The sequence below is a fragment of the Lysinibacillus sp. fls2-241-R2A-57 genome, from assembly GCF_030209535.1.
GTDB lineage: Bacteria > Bacillota > Bacilli > Bacillales_A > Planococcaceae > Lysinibacillus.
Window position 1 is genome coordinate 46826 of record NZ_JARVRU010000043.1, and the last position, 19332, is coordinate 66157.

A 19332-nucleotide genomic window follows, 5' to 3' on the forward strand; every position below is an offset into this window, starting at 1 on the left:
GCCGGTAAAAGTGGAATTGCGCCGGTAAAGAAGCGGATTCCGCCGGTAAAAGTGGAAATTGCGCTGGTAAAGAAGCGGATTCCGCCGGTAAAAGTGGAATTACGCTGGTAAAGAAGCGGATTCCGCCGGTAAAAGTGGAAATTGCGCCAGTAAAGAAGCGGATTCCGCCGGTAAAAGTGGAATTGCGCCGCTAAAGAAGCGGATTCCGCCGTTAAAAGTGGAAATTGCGCCGCTAAAGAAGCGGATTCCGCCGTTAAAAGTGGAATTGCGCCAGTAAAGAAGCGGATTCCGCCGTTAAAAGTGGAAATTGCGCCGCTAAAGTAGCCGATTCCGCCGTTAAAAGTGAAAGTTGCGCCGGTAAAGTAGCCGATTCCGCCGGTAAAAGTGGAATTGCGCCAGTAAAGAAGCGGATTCCGCCGTTAAAAGTGAAAGTTGCGCCGCTAAAGAAGCGAATTCCGCCGGTAAAGTAGTCGTTTGCGCCGCTAAAAGTCGAAATATCGCCGCTAACATAGTCAATTCCGCCGCTAAAAGTGAGATCTCCGCCGCCAACCAAGCGAATCCCGCCGCTAAAGGTTGAAACACCACCGCTAAAAAATGATATCTACACTAAAAGCTCTCATCACTCTGGCATCAATTTTAAATTACGGTCATTGTAAGCAAGCACGACGTAGTCTGGGTGCATGCTTTGTAAATAAGGAATAAGATCTTTATCCAAATAGCGTAAGTCTAAAATCGTCATCTTTTTAAAGTGACTTGCTACATGAAATTGAATGGCATTAAAATATGAATCTTTGATGACGACGATATGTTTATCGCTGTCATAGTCATTGTTAACAATCGTGAGCTCTGCAAAGTCTCGGCTGTAAGCATCAGCATAGTTTACGACTTTGTCAGGACTCATTTGTTTGGCACGACCGTATACTGCCTCGTATGGAACCGTGACGCCATCTTCAATTGTGCCGTCATAGATTGTAAATTGCGTTGAGAACGAAGCGGGCTCGTTGTAGCAAATTTGATCTTGGTTATCGACGGTCATGTACAAGATTTTATTCCATGAGCCAGCAAACTTGTTTGGTAAGCAATAAGTATTGGCTTCCTCGTATGGAATTGGCTCAATTGTTTCACCGAGTCGTTCGCTTATCGTTTTCATTAGTGCCTCGTAGCCTGAGTATGCGCCACGCATTGTCCAGTGATGATCGGTTTTGTAGAAGTTCCGTTCAGCAGAAAAGTCGTTCTTCATTTCATCATAGAGACGGATATTGTCTACATCTGCATCAGTAACAAGCTCATGTAGGCGCGCATTATTGGCAATTCCTGCATCATCAGGCATATAGCTTGGACTTGGCTCACGTGAGTAAGTTGCCTTAGCTGGTAGTGAGTAAAACGTAAACGGGATATTTTCTTCAGCAAGCCCTTCGCTTAGTTTTTGTAAATCGGAAGCGAAGGAGGCAAGCTCTTCATCAGATTTTGCTTCAGCGGGTTTTGAAATAATCCAGCCGCTGTCATCATCAACTGCGTACTTATCGTTTAAGTAGGTTTTCCCCATTGCACGTTGGAAGTAAACGTAGTTGCGCATCCATGTATCACGTGCAGGGAATTGATCGGAAATATATGTTTCTACTTGTTTTGACCATGCCCCAGATAAGATCTCCTGTGGGCTTGGTGAAATGTTTGCAGATTCTAACGGACGGTTCTCCATTTCAGATTGCGGACGATCCACCGTTAACACATGCACGACGAAGCCACCGAAAATGATGCAAAAAAAGGTTATTGGTAATAGATACATTTGTATTTTTCGCATGTTGTCCCACCTAGAATCTAAAGTAAATGAATGGATTATGTGTTGCGTTTACTAAAAACATCGTGATAAAGAGCAACAATGCCCCATAATAAATTGTTTGTACAAGACGTAGACTCCAATCAAATGATAGGGAAGCCGTCGCTTTTTGCTCGCTCCAAGTGTGATAAAGTCTATAAATTGGCATAGCGAATATGATTGCTACTACAAAATACACAGCATAGTCCTTCGCCAGTAAAATCGTTTCATAATTATAAAGTGGAGCATCGGATAGGCCGAACATCGTTTTGATAAAATCAAAAGCATATGTAAAGTCATTCGCTCTAAAGAATACCCAACCTATCAGAACGATAATAAGAATATAAACATGGCGTAAGAAACGAGGAATACGCTCCAACCATTTTAAAAGTACCCATTTCTCGAGGCAAATTAATATACCGTAATAAAAACCCCAAGCCATAAATGTCCAGCTTGCCCCGTGCCAAAAGCCCGTTAGCGTCCACACAATTAATAAATTTCGATAGAGCTTCCATTCGTGGCTAACACGACTACCTCCAAGTGGGAAGTAGACATAGTCTCTGAACCAGCTGCTAAGCGAAATATGCCAGCGACGCCAAAAGTCTGTGACGGACTGTGCAATGTATGGATAGTTAAAGTTCTCTTCAAAATGAAAACCAAAAATTCGTGCTAAACCAATGGCCATATCACTATAACCTGAGAAGTCAAAGTAGATTTGTAACGAGTATGCTAAGATACCTATCCAAGCAGTACCTGTCGTTAAATCTCCACCGGATAAACTAAAGACATGATCGGCGACTTCACCCATCGGATTCGCAATCAGTACTTTTTTAGCTAACCCTTGAACAAAGCGACGCGTACCAATCATCCAATCCTCAGCTGTAGAAAGACGCTTTTTAATTTGCTCAGCTACCGTTTGATAACGAACAATCGGTCCTGCCACAAGCTGTGGAAACAGTGTAATGAAAAGTGATAGATCTAAAAAATTACGCTGTGCCTTTACATCTTTTCGATAAACATCGATAACATAGCTAAGTGCCTGGAACGTATAGAATGAAATACCGATTGGAAGCGGAACAGCCTCCCATTCAATGGGCTTATCCAAATAGTTGTTAATAATATCCACAAAAAAGCCAGCATATTTGTAATAGCCTAAGATGGCTAGGTTACTCATAATAACAAGCCAAAGTAGCGCTTTTCGATTGGACTGATCAACTGTATTTTCAATAACGATCCCCAAAATATAGTTGAGCAAAATGGAAATCATCATTAAAAGTACATACTTCGGTTCGCCCCATGCATAAAAGAACAGACTAGCCAATAGTAAAATTGTGTTGCGAAACATCTTCGGAGAGATGAAGTACACAACGAGCACTAATGGCAAAAAGACATATAAAAATATAAGGCTACTAAAAACCATTCCTTCAAATCCCCATCTCTAATAATTGTGTAATTGCTAATAGAATCGCTGGTAACATTGAGAACATCGCTGATAAGATGTCGGAAATCGCTGATAAGATCGCGCCCCCCGCTGATAAAAAGCCAGAATCGCTGATAAAACCGCGCCCATCGCTGATAAAAAGCTAGAATCGCTGATAAAATCGTGAACATGGCTGATAAAAAGGCAGAATCGCTGATAAAATCGTGAACATGGCTGATAAAAAGGCAGAATCGCTGATAAAATCGTGAGCATCGCTGATAAAAAAGCAGAATCGCTGATAAAACCGCGAACATCGCTGATAAAAAGCTAGAGTCGCTGATAACATTGTGAACAACGCTGATAAAAAGCTAGAATCGCTGATAAAATCGCGAACATCGCTGATAAAAAGCTAGAATCGCTGATAAAATCGTGAACACCGCTGATAAAAAGCCGGAATCATTGATAAAATCGTGAACATCGCTGATAAAACCGCGAACCCCGCTGATAAGCTGCCCCAAATCGCTAATAAAACCGTCCAAACCACCAATAAAATGCCAAAAACCGCCGATAGCACCACGAACACCGCTGATAAGACAAAAATCGCCGATAATATCACTACAACATGTTAATAAGTTCCAAACCCTAATAAAACCGTCGACATTATATCGAGAAATCGCCAAAATAACTGATAATCTGCAAAACTGCTAGAAAATTCTAATATAATCAAGGAAATACAAGAATAAATTACCTACCTTATTGTAACGTATATTCACGATTTGTTCACTAATGGTTTTTGATCAAATATTGGTAAAAAGTCGATTTTTGTCGAAAAATAGTTGGGGAAAACGACATGGGTAAATTGGTATAATTTCCGTGTGGCAGTAAGGTTTGTATGTTAATTTTCAGGATGGGGACAATATGCACTTTAATCTAAAAAATGGGTATAAACCCTTTAAAAATCTACTGTTACCATATCTTTCATTCCATATCTTGCCCTTTGAAATTTATTATCTCGTACTCTTATAATAGATTCGTAGTCACCAAAAGTGGCTAATTTATCTAGGAGGTTCTTTCATATGAAACAAAAATATAGTAAATGGGTTGTCGGCGCAGCATCAGCGGCCCTAGTAGCATCAGCAATCGTACCAGCAGCAAGCGCAGCAAGCGCAGCAAGCAGCTTTTCTGATATTGAAAAAAGTGACCACAAGGATGCAATTTTAGCATTAGCAGACGCTAAAATCGTAGCTGGTTACCCAGATGGAACATTCAAACCGAATGCGGTTGTAACTCGCGGAAATGTTACAAAATTCTTAGGTAAATGGTTAGTATCAGAAAACTACGAAATTCCTGCAAACTATGCAACAGAAGCACGTTTCACTGATTTACCAACAACAACACCTGACAAAGAGTTATTACAATATGCAGCACTTGTTAAAGATGCAGGCGTATTCAAAGGCTCAAATAACCAATTAATGCACACTAGTAACATGAACCGTGAACAAATGGCGGTTGTTTTAGTACGTGCTATTAAAACAGTTTACAACGTAGATTTAGTAGCAGATTACAAAGAATCTGACTTCAAAACTACAATCACTGATTTAGACAAAGCTACAGCTACTGAAAACCGTGAAGCAATTATCGCGTTAGAATATGCTGGACTTACAAACGTGAAAGCGTTCAATCCTAAAAACACATTAACACGCGGTCAATTCGCATCATTCTTACACCGTACAATTACTAAAATTGGTCAAGAAGCGACTTTAACTGTTAAAGAAGCTAAAGTTGTAGATGCAACTACATTAGAAGTAACACTTTCTAATGACAAAAAACATACTGTAACATTACCAACTCCACTTCCAGAAAACAAAGAAACTAAAGTAGAATTTGTAATCGATGGTAAAACTTATTCAGCTGTAGTTACATATGTAACTGACGTAAAAGTAAAATCTGTTGATGCAGTAAATGCAAAAACTTTAGCAGTAACTTTCAATAAACCAGTTGAAACTGAAAAAGCTAAATTTGAGCTTAAAAAAGATGGCTTCAAATCTAACTTCTCTTCTATTACATGGAACGAAGATAAAACAGTTGCAACAATTGAATTAACAAGCAAAATTACAAAAGGTGAATTCACTGTTAACGTAACTGGTCTTTCAGAGAAAGCAGTAACTGGTTCAGTGAAAACTGAAGACGAAAAAGTTGCTGGTATTGAAGTTCTAGGTGATGTAGCTCCATCAACTGGCGACAAAACAGCTACTATCGGCTTCCAAGTTAAAAACCAATACGGTGAAGATATTACAAAATTAAACGCTTCATCTTTAACACTTACTGCAGCAGGTGCTGATTCAGCAGTTGCAAATGCAGACGGCTCTATCACTATTAATAAAGCTGCTGGTCTTAAAGAAGGCGACAAAGTTGTACTTACAGTGATCCACGGTTCAACTGCAACTACAACTACAAAAACAGTAACAGTTTCTGCTAAAACTGTAGCATCTGATGTAACAATTGGTGCACTTTACAACAAAGATGGCAAAACTTTAACTGAAGATACTAATTTAGCAAAAGATAAATTCTATCTTCCTGTTTCAGTAAAAGACCAATACGGTAAAGAAGTTACTGATTTAAACCGTCTAAATGGCGCAAATGGTGAGGTTCTTGTAACAAATACAAACCAAGCTGTTGCAACATTTGGTGCATTTGAAAAACAAACAATCGATGGCAAAGATGTAATCGTACTTCCTGTTACTAGCATCGTAGCAAATGGTGATACAAACGTAATCGTTATCGCAAAAGCAACTGGTAAAAACAACCAAGCTGCTGTAAAAGTTGCTGAAGGTTTACGTGCTGATTCAGTAACATTAGGAGCACCAACAAAAGTTGTTACTGCTGGAGCAGACATCCTATTCCCATTATCTGTATTAGATAAACAAGGTAATGCAATTAAAGATACTGCTGTATTAGGCGGTTCTAAAGGTATCTCTATTACTGGCGGTACTTTAGTAGAAAAAGACGGTGAGCTTTATGCAAAAGTAGCAGGCGATAAAGTAGTAGAAAACACACCAGTAACTGTTGTTGTTACATCTTCAACTGGTAAAGTTGCAACTCAAACAGTTATCCCTAAAACTACAACTGCACCAAAAGTAATCACTGGCTTAGATAGCAAAGTAAGCACATCTATCCGTGAACTAGCTGATGCTAAAGTAGAAATTACTGCAAAAGACATCGTAGTTGAAGATCAATTCGGTCAAGTTGTTTCAACAGACGAGCTTCTTGCAAAACTTGCAACAGCAGGCTACACAATCAAAGCATTCACAGACAATGATGCACCATTCACTGTAACTGGTGAAATCAAAGATGCTACTAACAACAAAATCACAGTAGCATACAAAGCAGGCGCTACTAAAACAACTGCTAATGTAACATTCAAACTTGTAAAAGTTGCGGATAATACTGCAATTGAAGCAAGCTCTTACTCTAAACAATTCTCAGTTGTAAAAGATAGCTCATTCTCTTCTTATAAAGTAGAAGATATTAAACCTATCTACGTAGCTGGTAATGCAGGTTCTTTAGCAATCCCAACTGGATATGGCAAAGACATCGTAGTGAAAGCAACAACAGCTAATGGTGGAGAAGTTACACTTAAAGCAGGTTCTGACTACACTGTAAAATCTACAGTTCTTACAAACGTTGCAGATGGTAACATTACTACAGATGATGCAGCTAAAGTAGAATTCGATAAAGATGCAAAAACTGCAACTGCAAAAGTAACAATCACAATCAACGCTACTGGTGAAGAAATCGTGAAAGAAGTAACATTCTCAAACGTTGCTCCTAAAGTAGAAAAAGTAGCTGTAGTAGAAGAAGGCAAAGCTGATAAATTCATCGCTGGCGAAGCTGTTAACGCTGTAACAACTTCTTCTTACAATGTACCTACTAACTTCGACCTAGATGCATTCTTCAAATTAGCTGACGTAGTTGTTACTGACCAATACGGCGTAATGGCAACTGTTGCTGAAGCTGACGGTGCTGGCGTAGTTAAAGGTCAAGCTAAATTTAACAACGTTCCAACTGCTGCAACAACTTTAACTTTATCTAAAGTTTCTGGTGAAGTAGTATTCAGCAATAACGGTACAACAACTGCATCTGCTACAGGTAAAGCAAACGACGTATTCAATGCTCGCGTAAACATTGGTGGTCAAAGCGCAACTCCTGTAAAAGTTACAGCTAAACAAGACTTCAAAAACTAAGAAATCCTTTATAAACAGTGGAAGTTCGAATTAATCGAACTCTCCACTGTTTTTTTGTTATCTATGAGAGCGATGGAGTAGCGTAGCGGCGGAAAGCAAAGCAAGAGTGACGGAAAAGAGTCAAAGCAACGGAACTTGCCATGTTAGGGGCGAAGTTGACGATGTTGGCGGCGAAGTATCAACCTTTAGCGGCGGAATTGGCAATGTTGGCGGCGCAATTACAACCTTTAGCGGCGGAACTGGCAGTGTTAGGGGCGCAATTACAATCTTTAGCGGCGGAGTTGAGGATGTTAGCGGCGCAATTACCCCATTTAGTGGCGGAATTGACGATGTTAGCGGCGAAGTATCCTCCTTTAGCGGCGAAATTGACGATGTTAGCGGCGCAATCACAACCTTTAGCGGCGGAATTGACAATGTTGGCGGCGAAATTACAATCTTTAGCGGCGGAACAGACAATATTAGCGGTGAAGTATCAATCTTTAGCAGCGGAGTTGACGATGTTGGCGGCGAAATTACAATCTTTAGCGGCGGAACAGACAATATTAGCGGTGAAGTATCAATCTTTAGCAGCGGAACAGACCATGTTAGTGGTGAAGTATCAATCTTTAGCGGCGGAGTTGACGATGTTAGCGGCGCACCAAGAACCTTCACCGACAGAAAGCAAAGCCAAAGCAACAAATAGACCATCGAACAGAGCAGAATTGGCAATCAATCTCTGACATTTGAAATAGAACCAGAGAAATGGGTTATCAAAATGCCTCATCACCAAAAGTTGTAGATGTCATTTTTGAAAATATATGCGCAGTATATTAGTTGATCTTCGCTCTGGCTGGGCGACTCCTTGCGGCTCATCGGACGCCCTCAGGAAGCTTTGCTCTGTGCGTCAGCAAATGTTTTATCTGTGCGAAAGCGTAGCGACAGCAACAACAAATGTTTTCTGTAGCGAAAGCAAAGCGTCAGCAACAAATGTTTTACCTGCGCGAAAGCGAAGCGTCAGCGGCAAATGTTTTCTGTAGCGAAAGCGAAGCGTCAGCTACAAAGCCCCCAGTCGGAACGGAAATCAACCACACGTTATGGTGATGAGCTTTCGAAATGGAAAAATATTAAATTTTTGGATTCCATTGCACGTATTATCATAGTATGATAGATAAAATGTGTTGAGGGGTTGAACAAGTGAAGAAGCATACATTATTTCAGGGCGCAATAGTTGCTGCTCTAACGACAAGTGCTATTGTAATAGTGCCAACTGCGCAGGCAGCAGAAAAATTTACGGATGTTGATTACACGAAGGAATATGGTGCCGCGGTAAAGGATTTAGCGGCACGCGGTATTATTAAAGGTTATGCAGATGGTACATTTAAGCCATTCGCTGATGTGACGCGTGGACAGGCAGCGAAGATTGTAGCGGGTCTTGTAGGGCTGGATACTAAAAATGTAGTGGATCCTAATTTCAAAGATGTTAAGCAGAGCGATGAGTTTTACGGAGCAATCGCAGCTTTAGAAAATGCGGGGATTACTTCAGGACTTGCAGATGGTAGTTTCGGTGTCAATCAAGCGATTACACGTGAACAATTAGCGCAAATGCTAACAGCGGCGTATCATTTAGAAACTGAGGGAGTTGGCCAGACATTACCATTTAAGGATATTGTGAAATATTCCGATGCTTATTACGCAGTCGCTCCATTGTTTGAAAATAATATAACAAAGGGGATTACACCAACTACTTTTGGTGTAAAAGAAACTGTCAAACGTTCGCAGCTTGCGTTATTTATTCATCGTATTGAAGCTATGCAAGCAAAACGAGTTATCCAAACATTTACCGCAAGCGAGCTAGGTTCAAATTATATTGAGGCCTACGCTTCAGCCAATCTAGCTGCAGATGGTGAGCATGAATTTTTCCGCATTCTTCGAACAAATAATGATGTGAAGGTCGAGGCATTACGAGAAGGATCGGGCTATTTCATGCTTATTGGCTTCAATATGGATAATGAAGATAATTATGAAATAGTTGAAATGCAAAAATATAAAATTGATGTAACAAAAGTAGATGGAAAGCTACAAATTAACTGCCAGCCAACAGATGAAGTTACGCCTGGCTCAGCGCTGTTTTTGGAGGAGGATTTAGGCTTTAATCCGAAAAATATTAAGCTAACTACGGCTACTGGTCATGCAGTGAGTGAGAAAGTCTACAGCTATCAACCGATTAATCTCGAAGATTGGGAGGTAGAAACTCTTCCTAAGGGCGGTAACTATGAGCTTTGGCTATCACAAGCAGGGGACTATATTGCAACATTATCTGATGATAAAGGACAGTCGGTACGTGTAGGCATTCAGGCTAAATCTGATGGCTATGATTTGTATACAACTTCTGCGGTTGAAAAAAACAGTGCGTTCATTCCGAAAAGTGAAATTGGCTTTACTGTGAAAGATTTCAAAATTGAACAATACACAGGTGCGATGTATGATCATAAAATAGTTGATGTAGAGCTTTCAGCAGATGGTGTAACTGTAAAAAGAGTTGGAAAAGGTAATGCTGTTTTTTCTGTTCGTCTGAATGGAGCAAATGGTGAGAAACTATATGTAAATGGCATGATCTATGAGGTAAGCGGCATAACTGCAATGCACTATAATATTGCAACACAAGAACAAATGGAGAATTCATCATTTTAATAAAAAAAGATGGTGATCGCCGAAAGAACTTGGTTAATCGCTGATAAACCAGAGAACATCGCTGATAAAAGTACCAAAATCGCTGATAAACCAGAAACATCGCTGATAAAAGTACCAAAATCGCTGATAAACCAGAAAACATCGCTGATAAAAGTGCTAGAATCGCTGATAAACCAGAGAACATCGCCGATAAAAGTGCCAGAATCGCTGATAAACCAGAAACATCGCCGATAAAAGTACCAAAATCGCTGATAAACCAAAGAACATCGCCGATAAAAGTGCCAGAATCGCTGATAAACCAAAGAACATCGCTGATAAAAGTACTGAAATCGCTGATAAACCAGAGAACATCGCCGATAAAAGTGCTAGAATCGCTGATAAACCAGAGAACATCGCCGATAAAAGTGCCAGAATCGCTGATAAACCAGAGAACATCGCTGATAAAAGTGCCAGAATCGCTGATAAACCAGAGAACATCGCTGATAAAAGTGCCAGAATCGCTGATAAACCAGAGAACATCGCTGATAAAAGTACCAAAATCGCTGATAAACCAAAGAACATCGCTGATAAAAGTACCAGAATCGCTGATAAACCAGAAAACATCGCTGATAAAAGTGCTGAAATCGCTGATAAACCAAAGAACACCGCTGATAAAAGTACTGAAATCGCTGATAAACCACCGAACATCGCCGACAAAAGTGCTAGAATCGCTGATAAACCAGTGAACATCGCTGATAAAAGTACTGAAATCGCTGATAAACCAGTGTACATCGCTGATAAAAGTGCCAGAATCGCTGATAAACCAGAAACATCGCTGATAAAAGTACCAAAATCGCTGATAAACCAGAAAACATCGCTGATAAAAGTGCTAGAATCGCTGATAAACCAGTGTACATCGCCGATAAAAGTGCCAGAATCGCTGATAAACCAAAGAACATCGCTGATAAAAGTGCCAGAATCGCTGATAAACTAGAAAACATCGCTGATAAAAGTACTGAAATCGCTGATAAACCAAAGAACATCGCTGATAAAAGTGCTAGAATCGCTGATAAACCAAAGAACATCGCTGATAAAAGTACTGAAATCGCTGATAAACCACCGAACATCGCTGATAAAACCACCAAAATCACTGATAAACCAAAAAACATCACCCAAAACCAGAAAACCTCCCCAACATGTCGGGGAGGTTTCTGTATGTTAAAAGACAATATATTTTACGTAGTCTTTCCAGCCGATTTCTTTAAAATGCTGCCACTCAATCTTTTGAAGAGGCATTGTGCGGAAGGTGCGAGCTAAAATATTGCGTTCTTCATTTGTAATTATAGGTGTTCCAATGTTCATGGAGCCTGTGAAGATAGTAGAATCTGCTGTTTTAAAGGCTACCTTAATATCCTCAAGGCGAATTTTGCCGTTTTCATCAATAGTATAAACGCTACGTTTATTTTTCTTTCCAGATTTCACCCATTCGGAATTCACTTTGAACGCATCGGATGCTTCATTTACGGTAATAGAAGCCTTACCAACAGTTGAAAATGGAATGTCTTCTAGAATGTTATCGGGATGCAATATTACCTCATAGCTTGAAGGTTGAGGTAGTTTTGCAGTTTTGGCTAACTCATTTGTCCAAAGTGATTCATTATTTGTAGCGATTTTTTGTTTTTGGAACACAACGCCTGATAGATCATCTTTGAAATGCTGCAAGTTAAAATCAACGGTTTGTCCATCTTTTACCTTTTGCCATTCATCTTCAGATAAGTAGGCAAGCATAGCCTTTTCTGATGAATAGATTTCGAATGTTACAGCACCAGCTTCTTCTGTGATTTTTGAAATTACACCGTCTGCTGGGCAAATAACACCTTGGCGTGCCTGAATTTGGGCTATTTGCGCATCCATTAATGCTATTTGACGAGTTGTCTCGGCGATGTGACGGTTTAAAATTGCCACTGCTGTTGATGGAGATGTTTGCTGACCTAATTCGAATTGAACAGAGACATTTAACTTATCACTAACCTGATCGGTATTAATAGAGCTTTGCGGGTCACTGTTTTCACCGTATTCAGATTCTATCTGATCTAAAGCAGATTCTAAATCACTTAATTCGGTTTCATAGGCAGTGCGTTCAGCCTCGAGCTTTGTTAATTCACCGTCAACTTCCTCTGTTTTATAGGTAGCTAATATGTCATTGGCCATTACTTCCTGTCCACGTTTTACATCTATTGCAGAAAGGCTTTTTGCATCTGCTGAAATCGTATAGGTTTGTGAAGGTGCAACAATCGCATCCTTTTCAACCGTCTCTACACGTTTACCAGTAGTAGCTCTCTGAAATTCAGCGATAAAGTAGGATCTGGCTACTTTACTATCGTCCTTAAATACAAAATAAGCATTTACACCGATTAATAACGCAATCACAATAATACTCAAACTTGTCCAAGGTCTAGATTTAATAAAACGCATCAACCTAACCCCCTTGTAAACCATTCTTGTAGTGGTAACACACTAACCATTCCGATAAAAATAGCCATTAACACATAAAGTCCGATAATTTTCGCTAATAATGCTTTACGATTGGACTCTTCCTCCCATTTCGAAAGGAACGTGTATTGTACAATAATTGTTAGTAAAGTCGCTACAGTAAATTGATTGATGGCGAATAGCACAAAATCTGTATCAATTACTTGCTGAGCAATTGGTGCAAGTGAAAAGAAGGAGAAGTTGGTTGTGTACCCAACTGCATAAAATACAGCAAATAAAATTGTTTTTTCAATTAGTAAAAATACCATTACATAAAGTTGTACCTTTTGAATCCATTTGTAAGGGATGTCTGTTAATAGATGTAACAAGTATGTAACGCCGTAATAATGGAAGCAATAATAAATGATTCCCCAGGCAATAATCCCAACCATTGATAGTAAACGGGCTGTATAGTATTCATTCAGATTATTCGATGCAAATAATGTTGTTAAGCTTTCAGTGCCCATGCCCCAATACTCACGAATGACAAATAGTATCATAAAGAGCAGGAAAACTGTGAAGGATCGTTTTTTATAGCCTCGTATTTCCCCTTGCTCGACAGCTTGGGTAAAGTTAGTGGGATGCGTTAAGCTATGCCAAAACTTATATTGATAAAACATATATAGCTCCCTTTCTAGTAAATAAATATTAAAGTTGTAGTATACACCTAATTACTGGTAAATAACATAGTAGAAATGCTAAGTTTTTCATAGATTTCCCTCAATAAAGAGAAACATTTTTTTAAGACAATTATACAAAGTTTTTATTACTCGATGTGAGTATTTTTTTTGACCCAATAGCAGGAAGATAATATAAAGTCTAGTAGCACTTTTACTCGTAATTAGACACCTTTTGCCAAAATTTGCACCAGATCAATGCACATAATTCAATTATATAGTATCCTAACAATAACTTCCTATAAAAAGACTATTCAATCTAAAAATAGCAATTATCTTTATGTTAGTAAAGTAGTTAAGCGACTTTATGAAAATAGCTTGAAATAGAGTGGTAAGCACCGATACTAAAGGTAGTAAATTAGAAATAAATATACATATCTATTTTCCTATAATATAGAAAGGGTGGGCATTTTGAAGAAACAAATTAAAGTTGGTATCATTACAAGTCTATTACTAACTCCGGCAGCGATTGCCAATGCTCAAGAAACACAACCTCAAACAATCTCTCAGGAGAATCAAGTAACTAATGTGAATGTAGCAGCAACAGACACTAAATCACAAACCATTGCACAATTTGGAAAACTATTTGATAAATCGACAGCAACAGATATGGCTGCTGCAAAAAGAGATTTAGACCTTTTAAGCTCATATGGTTTTAATAATGATGAAATTGATTTTATTAAAGCGAAATATTACTATACCGAAAATCAAATCAATTTATTAAGAGAAATTAAGGAAATTGGTGCAAGCATTAATGGCATCTCGTATTCTAGCAAAACTTTTGTTCAGGATGTGAAAAAGGTATCAGATCGATATAAGGAATTTTTAGGCACAGAGGATTCTCCAGAAAAATCTTATTTATTTGTTCAAAATACCTTTAAAAAAGCTGTTAATACTGCAATTAACAATACAGCTAAAGATATTGTCGTTAACGTTACAGGCTCATCCTTACAGTATAACTTTGATGATAATGGTCGTAATGGGTATTTCAAAAATAATGGGGCAGATATCGCAAAGCTTAACAAACTGGAAGATGATGCAAATGCGGTAAGTGTAACAATTGAGAACTTAAATACTCTTGTCACATTACTTGGTGACCAATCTTCTACCTCAACTCAAATTGCGGAAGCTGCAGCTAAAATAACTGCTAGCTTTAGCCCGCTCACAGCTGATCAAAAGAAAATTGTCATAGCGCATAATCCAACTAATGCAGCGGTGACACCATATAAAAAATATACAGATGTGTTAGCCAACCTATCCTCGGCTGATCAAGTGATTGCAAGTATTACACAGCTGAATAATAAGAAGCCAGAAGACTTTTCAACTGCTTCAAGCTTTATTAGTGCTGTAACAACAATTGAAACTGCCTACAATAGACTAGATGAAGGCTCAAAGCGTTTAGTTACAAATTATAAAGATTTTGAGCCATATCAGGAAGCGGCTAATGTTTCCAAGCAAATTACAGCATTACGTCCGTCAAGTAATGCCGATTATCGTAATGCAGTAAAGGCAGCAAGTGATAAGTTAACAAACTTAGATAAAAAATTATTTGTGAAAAATTCCGCTGATTTAGAATTAGCTGTGGCAAATATAGCAACAGCACAAGAAATTGAAAAATTAATTTCAGAAATTGCTACAACTACAGATAAAATTACACAAATAGAGAAAGCACGTGCAGCTTACAATACACCAGTCGCACCTGCGGGACAAAAAATAGACGCGACCACTGTCAAGAAAATCGTGAACAATTTGCCGGAGCTAACAAGCTGGGAAAGTTCACATAAAGCTGTTTTAAATGTTATATCTCTTGTAGAAAAGCTAGACCCAACTGCGAAGGATTATACTAAAAAAGTGAAGGCTGCTAACACGGCTTACCAAAAGCTAGACCCTACAAAACGCGAATACGTGAAAAGCTATAAAACGTTGAAAAGTCAAGTAGAGGCGATGGATATTGTGGCACGAATCATGGCCTTAAACACGTCGCAAAAAACATATAAGGAAACTGTCGAACTGTTATCAGCAGACTACGAAAAGCTATCATCCGAAGCGAAAGCACTTGTAACAAATAATGCAGATCTTCAAACAGCAAAAGGCTATATTGCCACAGCGAAAAATTTCGATGATCGTGTGATTGCTTTAGGTAATGAATCAGATACTATATTTGTAGCAAAAGTGGCAGCGTTGTCTTCTGAGTATAAAACGATGGACAAAAATGCAAAAAAATTAGTCACACAATACAAGACATTAACAACTTATGAGAAAAATAATGCCAATGTAGTGAAGGTTATTAAATTAATTGCAGACTTAAATCCAGCAAATAAGGATTATACAAAAAAGGTTTTAGCAGCACGTAAAGCATACAATGCATTAGATCCTGCCTCACAAAAACGTGTCACAAACTATAACCAATTAACTGCAGTCGAGGATGTAGCTACATTAATATACTTAATCGAATCATTGAAACCAACAAGTAAAACGTTTTTAAATGATTTAGATACGGCACGAAAAAATTACGATGCACTACCAACAGAAAAGAAAAATGCTGTCACTAACTATGAAAAGCTTGTTACTGCTGAAACTGAGCTGAAATCTGCACATACAGTTATAGCATTGATCGATGCGGCAGTGCCTGATGATCCGGATTATTTAACGAAGCTCATGAATGCTCGCGTTGCTTACGATAAACTATCATCAGGACAAAAAAAGCTTGTTTCGAATGTGAAGTTGTTAACGGATCGTGAAAAGCAAGTGAAGCCTATTTTAAATGCCATGGTGCAAATTGATGCATTAGAGCCGGGAACAAGTAAATTTGTCAGTCAAGTAAACTCAGCGCGAAAAGCGTACGATAACCTGACAAAGGATCAAAAGCAATATGTAAAAAATATTGATACATTACAAAAATATGAACCAACTGCAAAAGTGATTGAATTAATTAGTAAGCTAAAGCCGTCTAATAAAACATTCAATGCGGATACTGCACAAGCACGTGCATTATACGATGCCCTAAGTAAGGACATGCAACAATATGTAACAAACTACAATTTATTACAGGCTGCTGAGGGAAGTATTTTAGGTGCAGGTAATGTACAGAGCATGATTGATGAGCTTCCGTCTGTCTCGCCAAATCAATATGTTAAACGAATTGAAGAGATACGTGCAGCATATAATGCATTACCAAAAGATCAACAACTAGCTGTTGAAAACTATAGAATATTGCAGGAGCAAGAAAAGCTTATTAAACCAGTTATTAGTGTTGTAAATGAAATTGACAAACTGATGACATCTAAAGATATGGACGGCCAATACCAAAAGATTTTAAAAGCATATGATAATCTTACTGCTACTCAGCGTAAATATGTTTATAACGATCAGTTGCTTCTATCATTAGATAACGTTATTAAAGTTTATAAGAGTATTGAAGATTTAAAGCCGAGCGACAAAATGTATTTTGGTATGATTGAATCTGTGCGAAAAGATTACGATAGCTTGAGTACAATGGATAAGCAAAGAGTATCTAATTACCATATTTTGCTCGAAGCTGAGAAAAGTATGAGTGAAGTGAAGAAGGTTGTAGAAATTATTGCGGGTCTTAATCCGGCGTCTAGCACATATATTCAAGATGTAGCGAATGCTTCTGCGGCATATAAAGCATTAGACTCTAAAATAAAAGGACAAGTCCTTAACTACGATACTTTAAAGAAAGCAGAAAAAGATACAGCGGCAGTATTAAAAGTTGTAGAAGCGATTGGTAAGTTGGACCCTGATGCTAAAACATTTGAAAAGAATGTACTATCTGCAAAAAAACTATACGATGCTCTTACTCTTGAACAACAGGATTTAGTGTATAATTACCGTATTTTACAGGATCATATGAGAACATTAGGTTTAGAATAAGGAGAGAGGGTTAGCCCCTCTTTTCTTCATTTATATGGCCTTGAGGAAAGGGAGCATTAAATTGAAGTTACATAAAGCGTGGGCTGTTGCCACTGCGGTAGCAGTAGTACCATGTGATGCAGTCATTCCTACAGAAGCAGCTACAATGCCATTTACAGATATAAAAAATAGCGGAAGCGAAGCAGAATTATACAATGCAGTTAGTGAATTATATAGTCAGGGAATTGTATTTGGTACAACATCGACTACGTTCAGTCCTTATCAAAATTTAACGCGAGGGGAAGCGGCATACTTTTTAGCTGAAGCTCTAAATTTGGAGACAAAAAATGTGGTGAATCCTGGTTTTAATGATGTACCAGCCTCTCATAAATATTACGGTCATATTGCTGCACTCGCCGAAAAGGGCATTATCCAAAAAGGTACAAATTATAATCCAGATCATTTTATGAAGCGAAGTCAAATGGCAAAGATGTTGACTCTTGGCTTTGATTTACAACAAGCAACTACATTATCTGCCCCTTTTTCAGATTTTACAAAAAATAATGAAACTAATATGTATATTCAAACGTTATTAAATTATGGGATTACACAAGGTACTAGCGCGACAACATTTTCACCGTACACAGACGTTCGACGCGGCCAGATGGCGTTATTTTTATATCGCACCTTACAAAAAAGTGAAAATAATTTTTATATTATTAACATTGAATAAAAGCAAAGACTCACTCTTAGGTTATCCTCAATCTTGGAGTGTTTTTTAAAAAACATTTAGGAAAAAATAGGTATTAATGGTATATTTGCCACTCGGCTGAGCAATCTTATTAAATCTGTAATAACTCTTTTATTACCACGAGTGACTTATCAGAATGGAAATTAACAACAAGTACCATAATTCTCTATCAACGAAAGAGATAAAGATAGTGATTTCTGTATTGTGAAGCCGTTTCATATGTTAGGGCATTGTCGTCAGGAAAGTACTATACATAACTGTATAAAGGGGAGGTAGCTATGTTTAAAAAAGTTTCTGGTGTTGTTGGCATGTCACTTATATTGCTGACTTCATCATACGCTGTGTCTCTGACTAACACATCTGGAGAAGTATTGGCGGCCAGTATTGCAAATGATATTTCACAATCACATTGGGCAAGTAGCTCGATAGAACATATGCTCGAGAAGAACTATATGACAAATTATCAGGATGGCTTCTTTAGACCAGAGCAACCGATTACTAGGGCAGAGGCTGCAGCTGCAATTGCTCGTTCCATGCAGATAAAACTTGATACTACATATACGCCAAATTTTACAGATATAACGATCAACCATCCATATTACAAAGAAATTTGCGCTTTAGTTGAGTTAGGTATTTTACAAGATGGTGATTGTTTCCATCCTGAAGCACCGTTAACGCGTACACAAATTGCCAAAATGTTAACGCTCGCTTATCAAATTGAAGTTGATTCCCAAAATAAAAGTAAGTTTAGCGATGTTAATGAAGGACATTGGGCGAAAGACTATATTGAATCACTTGCAGATGTCGGCATTATTAAAGGGGTCAATGCACAACAATTTGCACCTAATCAATTGGTAACACGTGCGCAATTTGCTTCTATAGTTGAACGAAGTCTCGACTTTTCAACAAAGGTAACCAATTTCGAGCTTGCTTATGACTTTTTATCAAAGTCTTATATACCGACAAAAAATTATTCATCAACCATGTCTAATGATGTCATTCGTTTAGTTAACGTTGAACGACAAAAGAGAAAGTTACAACCACTTACCTATGATGCAGCTTTAACACAAGTCGCAGTTATTAAGGCGCAGGATATGGTGAATCAACAATATTTCGAGCACGAATCACCTTATTACGGGATGCCATGGGATTTAGCGACACTATTCGACTATCCATATACAAGTTTAGGAGAAAATTTAGGAAGAAACATCCCATCACCAGAAGCGGCTGTGAAAGCGTGGATGGCTTCCCAAACACATCGTGAAAACATCTTGCGAGAAAACTACACAAACACCGGGGTAGCTATTGCCGTTGATAGCAAAGGAAATTACTATTGGGTACAGTTATTTTCTAGTCAATAACTTGTACGG

The 19332-nt window shown here is 38.4% G+C and carries 16 protein-coding genes; 8 read left to right on the forward strand and 8 right to left on the reverse strand.

Features of this window, described 5'->3' with window-relative positions:
* Positions 1–253: 253 nt before the first annotated feature.
* From QRN68_RS09310 to QRN68_RS09325, 4 genes are all read right to left on the reverse strand, one after another.
* Positions 254–553 (reverse strand): hypothetical protein, encoded by a 300-nt coding sequence (locus QRN68_RS09310; protein WP_285396550.1) that lies wholly within the window; start codon positions 551–553, stop codon positions 254–256.
* Positions 554–619: 66 nt separating this feature from the next.
* Entirely contained in the window at positions 620–1801 is a 1182-nt protein-coding gene (locus QRN68_RS09315) for an alginate O-acetyltransferase AlgX-related protein (protein WP_285396551.1), read from the reverse strand.
* 10 nt (positions 1802–1811) lie between these two features.
* Positions 1812–3236, reverse strand: a complete 1425-nt coding sequence (locus QRN68_RS09320) for an MBOAT family O-acyltransferase (protein ID WP_285396552.1) — start codon at positions 3234–3236, stop codon at positions 1812–1814.
* Between the two features lie 368 nt (positions 3237–3604).
* On the reverse strand, positions 3605–3916 hold the full coding sequence (locus QRN68_RS09325; RefSeq protein ID WP_285396553.1) for a hypothetical protein: 312 nt from the start codon (positions 3914–3916) through the stop codon (positions 3605–3607).
* A 396-nt stretch (positions 3917–4312) separates the two neighbouring features.
* On the opposite strand from QRN68_RS09325, the gene QRN68_RS09330 reads away from it, so the two are divergent.
* From QRN68_RS09330 to QRN68_RS09350, 5 genes are all read left to right on the forward strand, one after another.
* A complete protein-coding gene (locus QRN68_RS09330) occupies positions 4313–7480 on the forward strand; it encodes an S-layer homology domain-containing protein (RefSeq protein WP_285396555.1) in 3168 nt (1055 codons plus the stop codon).
* Between the two features lie 106 nt (positions 7481–7586).
* Positions 7587–8162, forward strand: a complete 576-nt coding sequence (locus QRN68_RS09335; RefSeq protein WP_285396557.1) for a hypothetical protein — start codon at positions 7587–7589, stop codon at positions 8160–8162.
* Between the two features lie 196 nt (positions 8163–8358).
* Entirely contained in the window at positions 8359–8496 is a 138-nt protein-coding gene (locus QRN68_RS09340) for a hypothetical protein (protein WP_285396558.1), read from the forward strand.
* Positions 8484–8624, forward strand: coding sequence for a hypothetical protein (locus QRN68_RS09345; protein WP_285396559.1), 141 nt, complete (start codon positions 8484–8486; stop codon positions 8622–8624). Before QRN68_RS09340 ends, QRN68_RS09345 begins: the two co-directional genes overlap by 13 nt.
* Before the next feature lie 29 nt (positions 8625–8653).
* Positions 8654–10150: an S-layer homology domain-containing protein gene (locus tag QRN68_RS09350; protein ID WP_285396560.1), complete on the forward strand. Its 1497-nt coding sequence runs from the start codon at positions 8654–8656 to the stop codon at positions 10148–10150.
* Between the two features lie 156 nt (positions 10151–10306).
* Here QRN68_RS09350 and QRN68_RS09355 read toward each other — a convergent pair whose 3' ends face one another.
* From QRN68_RS09355 to QRN68_RS09370, 4 genes are read right to left on the reverse strand one after another with little or no spacing between them, the layout of a single operon-like run.
* Positions 10307–10921, reverse strand: a complete 615-nt coding sequence (locus QRN68_RS09355) for a hypothetical protein (protein ID WP_285396561.1) — start codon at positions 10919–10921, stop codon at positions 10307–10309.
* Positions 10852–11301 (reverse strand): hypothetical protein, encoded by a 450-nt coding sequence (locus tag QRN68_RS09360; RefSeq protein WP_285396562.1) that lies wholly within the window; start codon positions 11299–11301, stop codon positions 10852–10854. The genes QRN68_RS09355 and QRN68_RS09360 overlap by 70 nt, the downstream gene beginning before the upstream one ends.
* A 46-nt stretch (positions 11302–11347) precedes the next feature.
* The gene (locus QRN68_RS09365) at positions 11348–12604 is read right to left on the reverse strand and encodes an efflux RND transporter periplasmic adaptor subunit (RefSeq protein WP_285396563.1); all 1257 of its coding nucleotides are present in this window, start codon (positions 12602–12604) and stop codon (positions 11348–11350) included.
* Positions 12604–13281, reverse strand: coding sequence for a hypothetical protein (locus tag QRN68_RS09370; protein ID WP_285396564.1), 678 nt, complete (start codon positions 13279–13281; stop codon positions 12604–12606). Before QRN68_RS09370 ends, QRN68_RS09365 begins: the two co-directional genes overlap by 1 nt.
* 468 nt (positions 13282–13749) lie before the next feature.
* Between QRN68_RS09370 and QRN68_RS09375 the strand changes: the two genes are divergently transcribed.
* The 3 genes from QRN68_RS09375 (at position 13750) to QRN68_RS09385 (ending at position 19323) form a co-directional block, all read left to right on the forward strand.
* Positions 13750–17232 (forward strand): hypothetical protein, encoded by a 3483-nt coding sequence (locus QRN68_RS09375; protein ID WP_481817445.1) that lies wholly within the window; start codon positions 13750–13752, stop codon positions 17230–17232.
* A gap of 61 nt (positions 17233–17293) precedes the next feature.
* The gene (locus QRN68_RS09380) at positions 17294–17944 is read left to right on the forward strand and encodes an S-layer homology domain-containing protein (RefSeq protein WP_285396566.1); all 651 of its coding nucleotides are present in this window, start codon (positions 17294–17296) and stop codon (positions 17942–17944) included.
* 296 nt (positions 17945–18240) lie between these two features.
* Positions 18241–19323: a CAP and S-layer homology domain-containing protein gene (locus QRN68_RS09385; protein ID WP_285396568.1), complete on the forward strand. Its 1083-nt coding sequence runs from the start codon at positions 18241–18243 to the stop codon at positions 19321–19323.
* Positions 19324–19332: the final 9 nt, after the last annotated feature.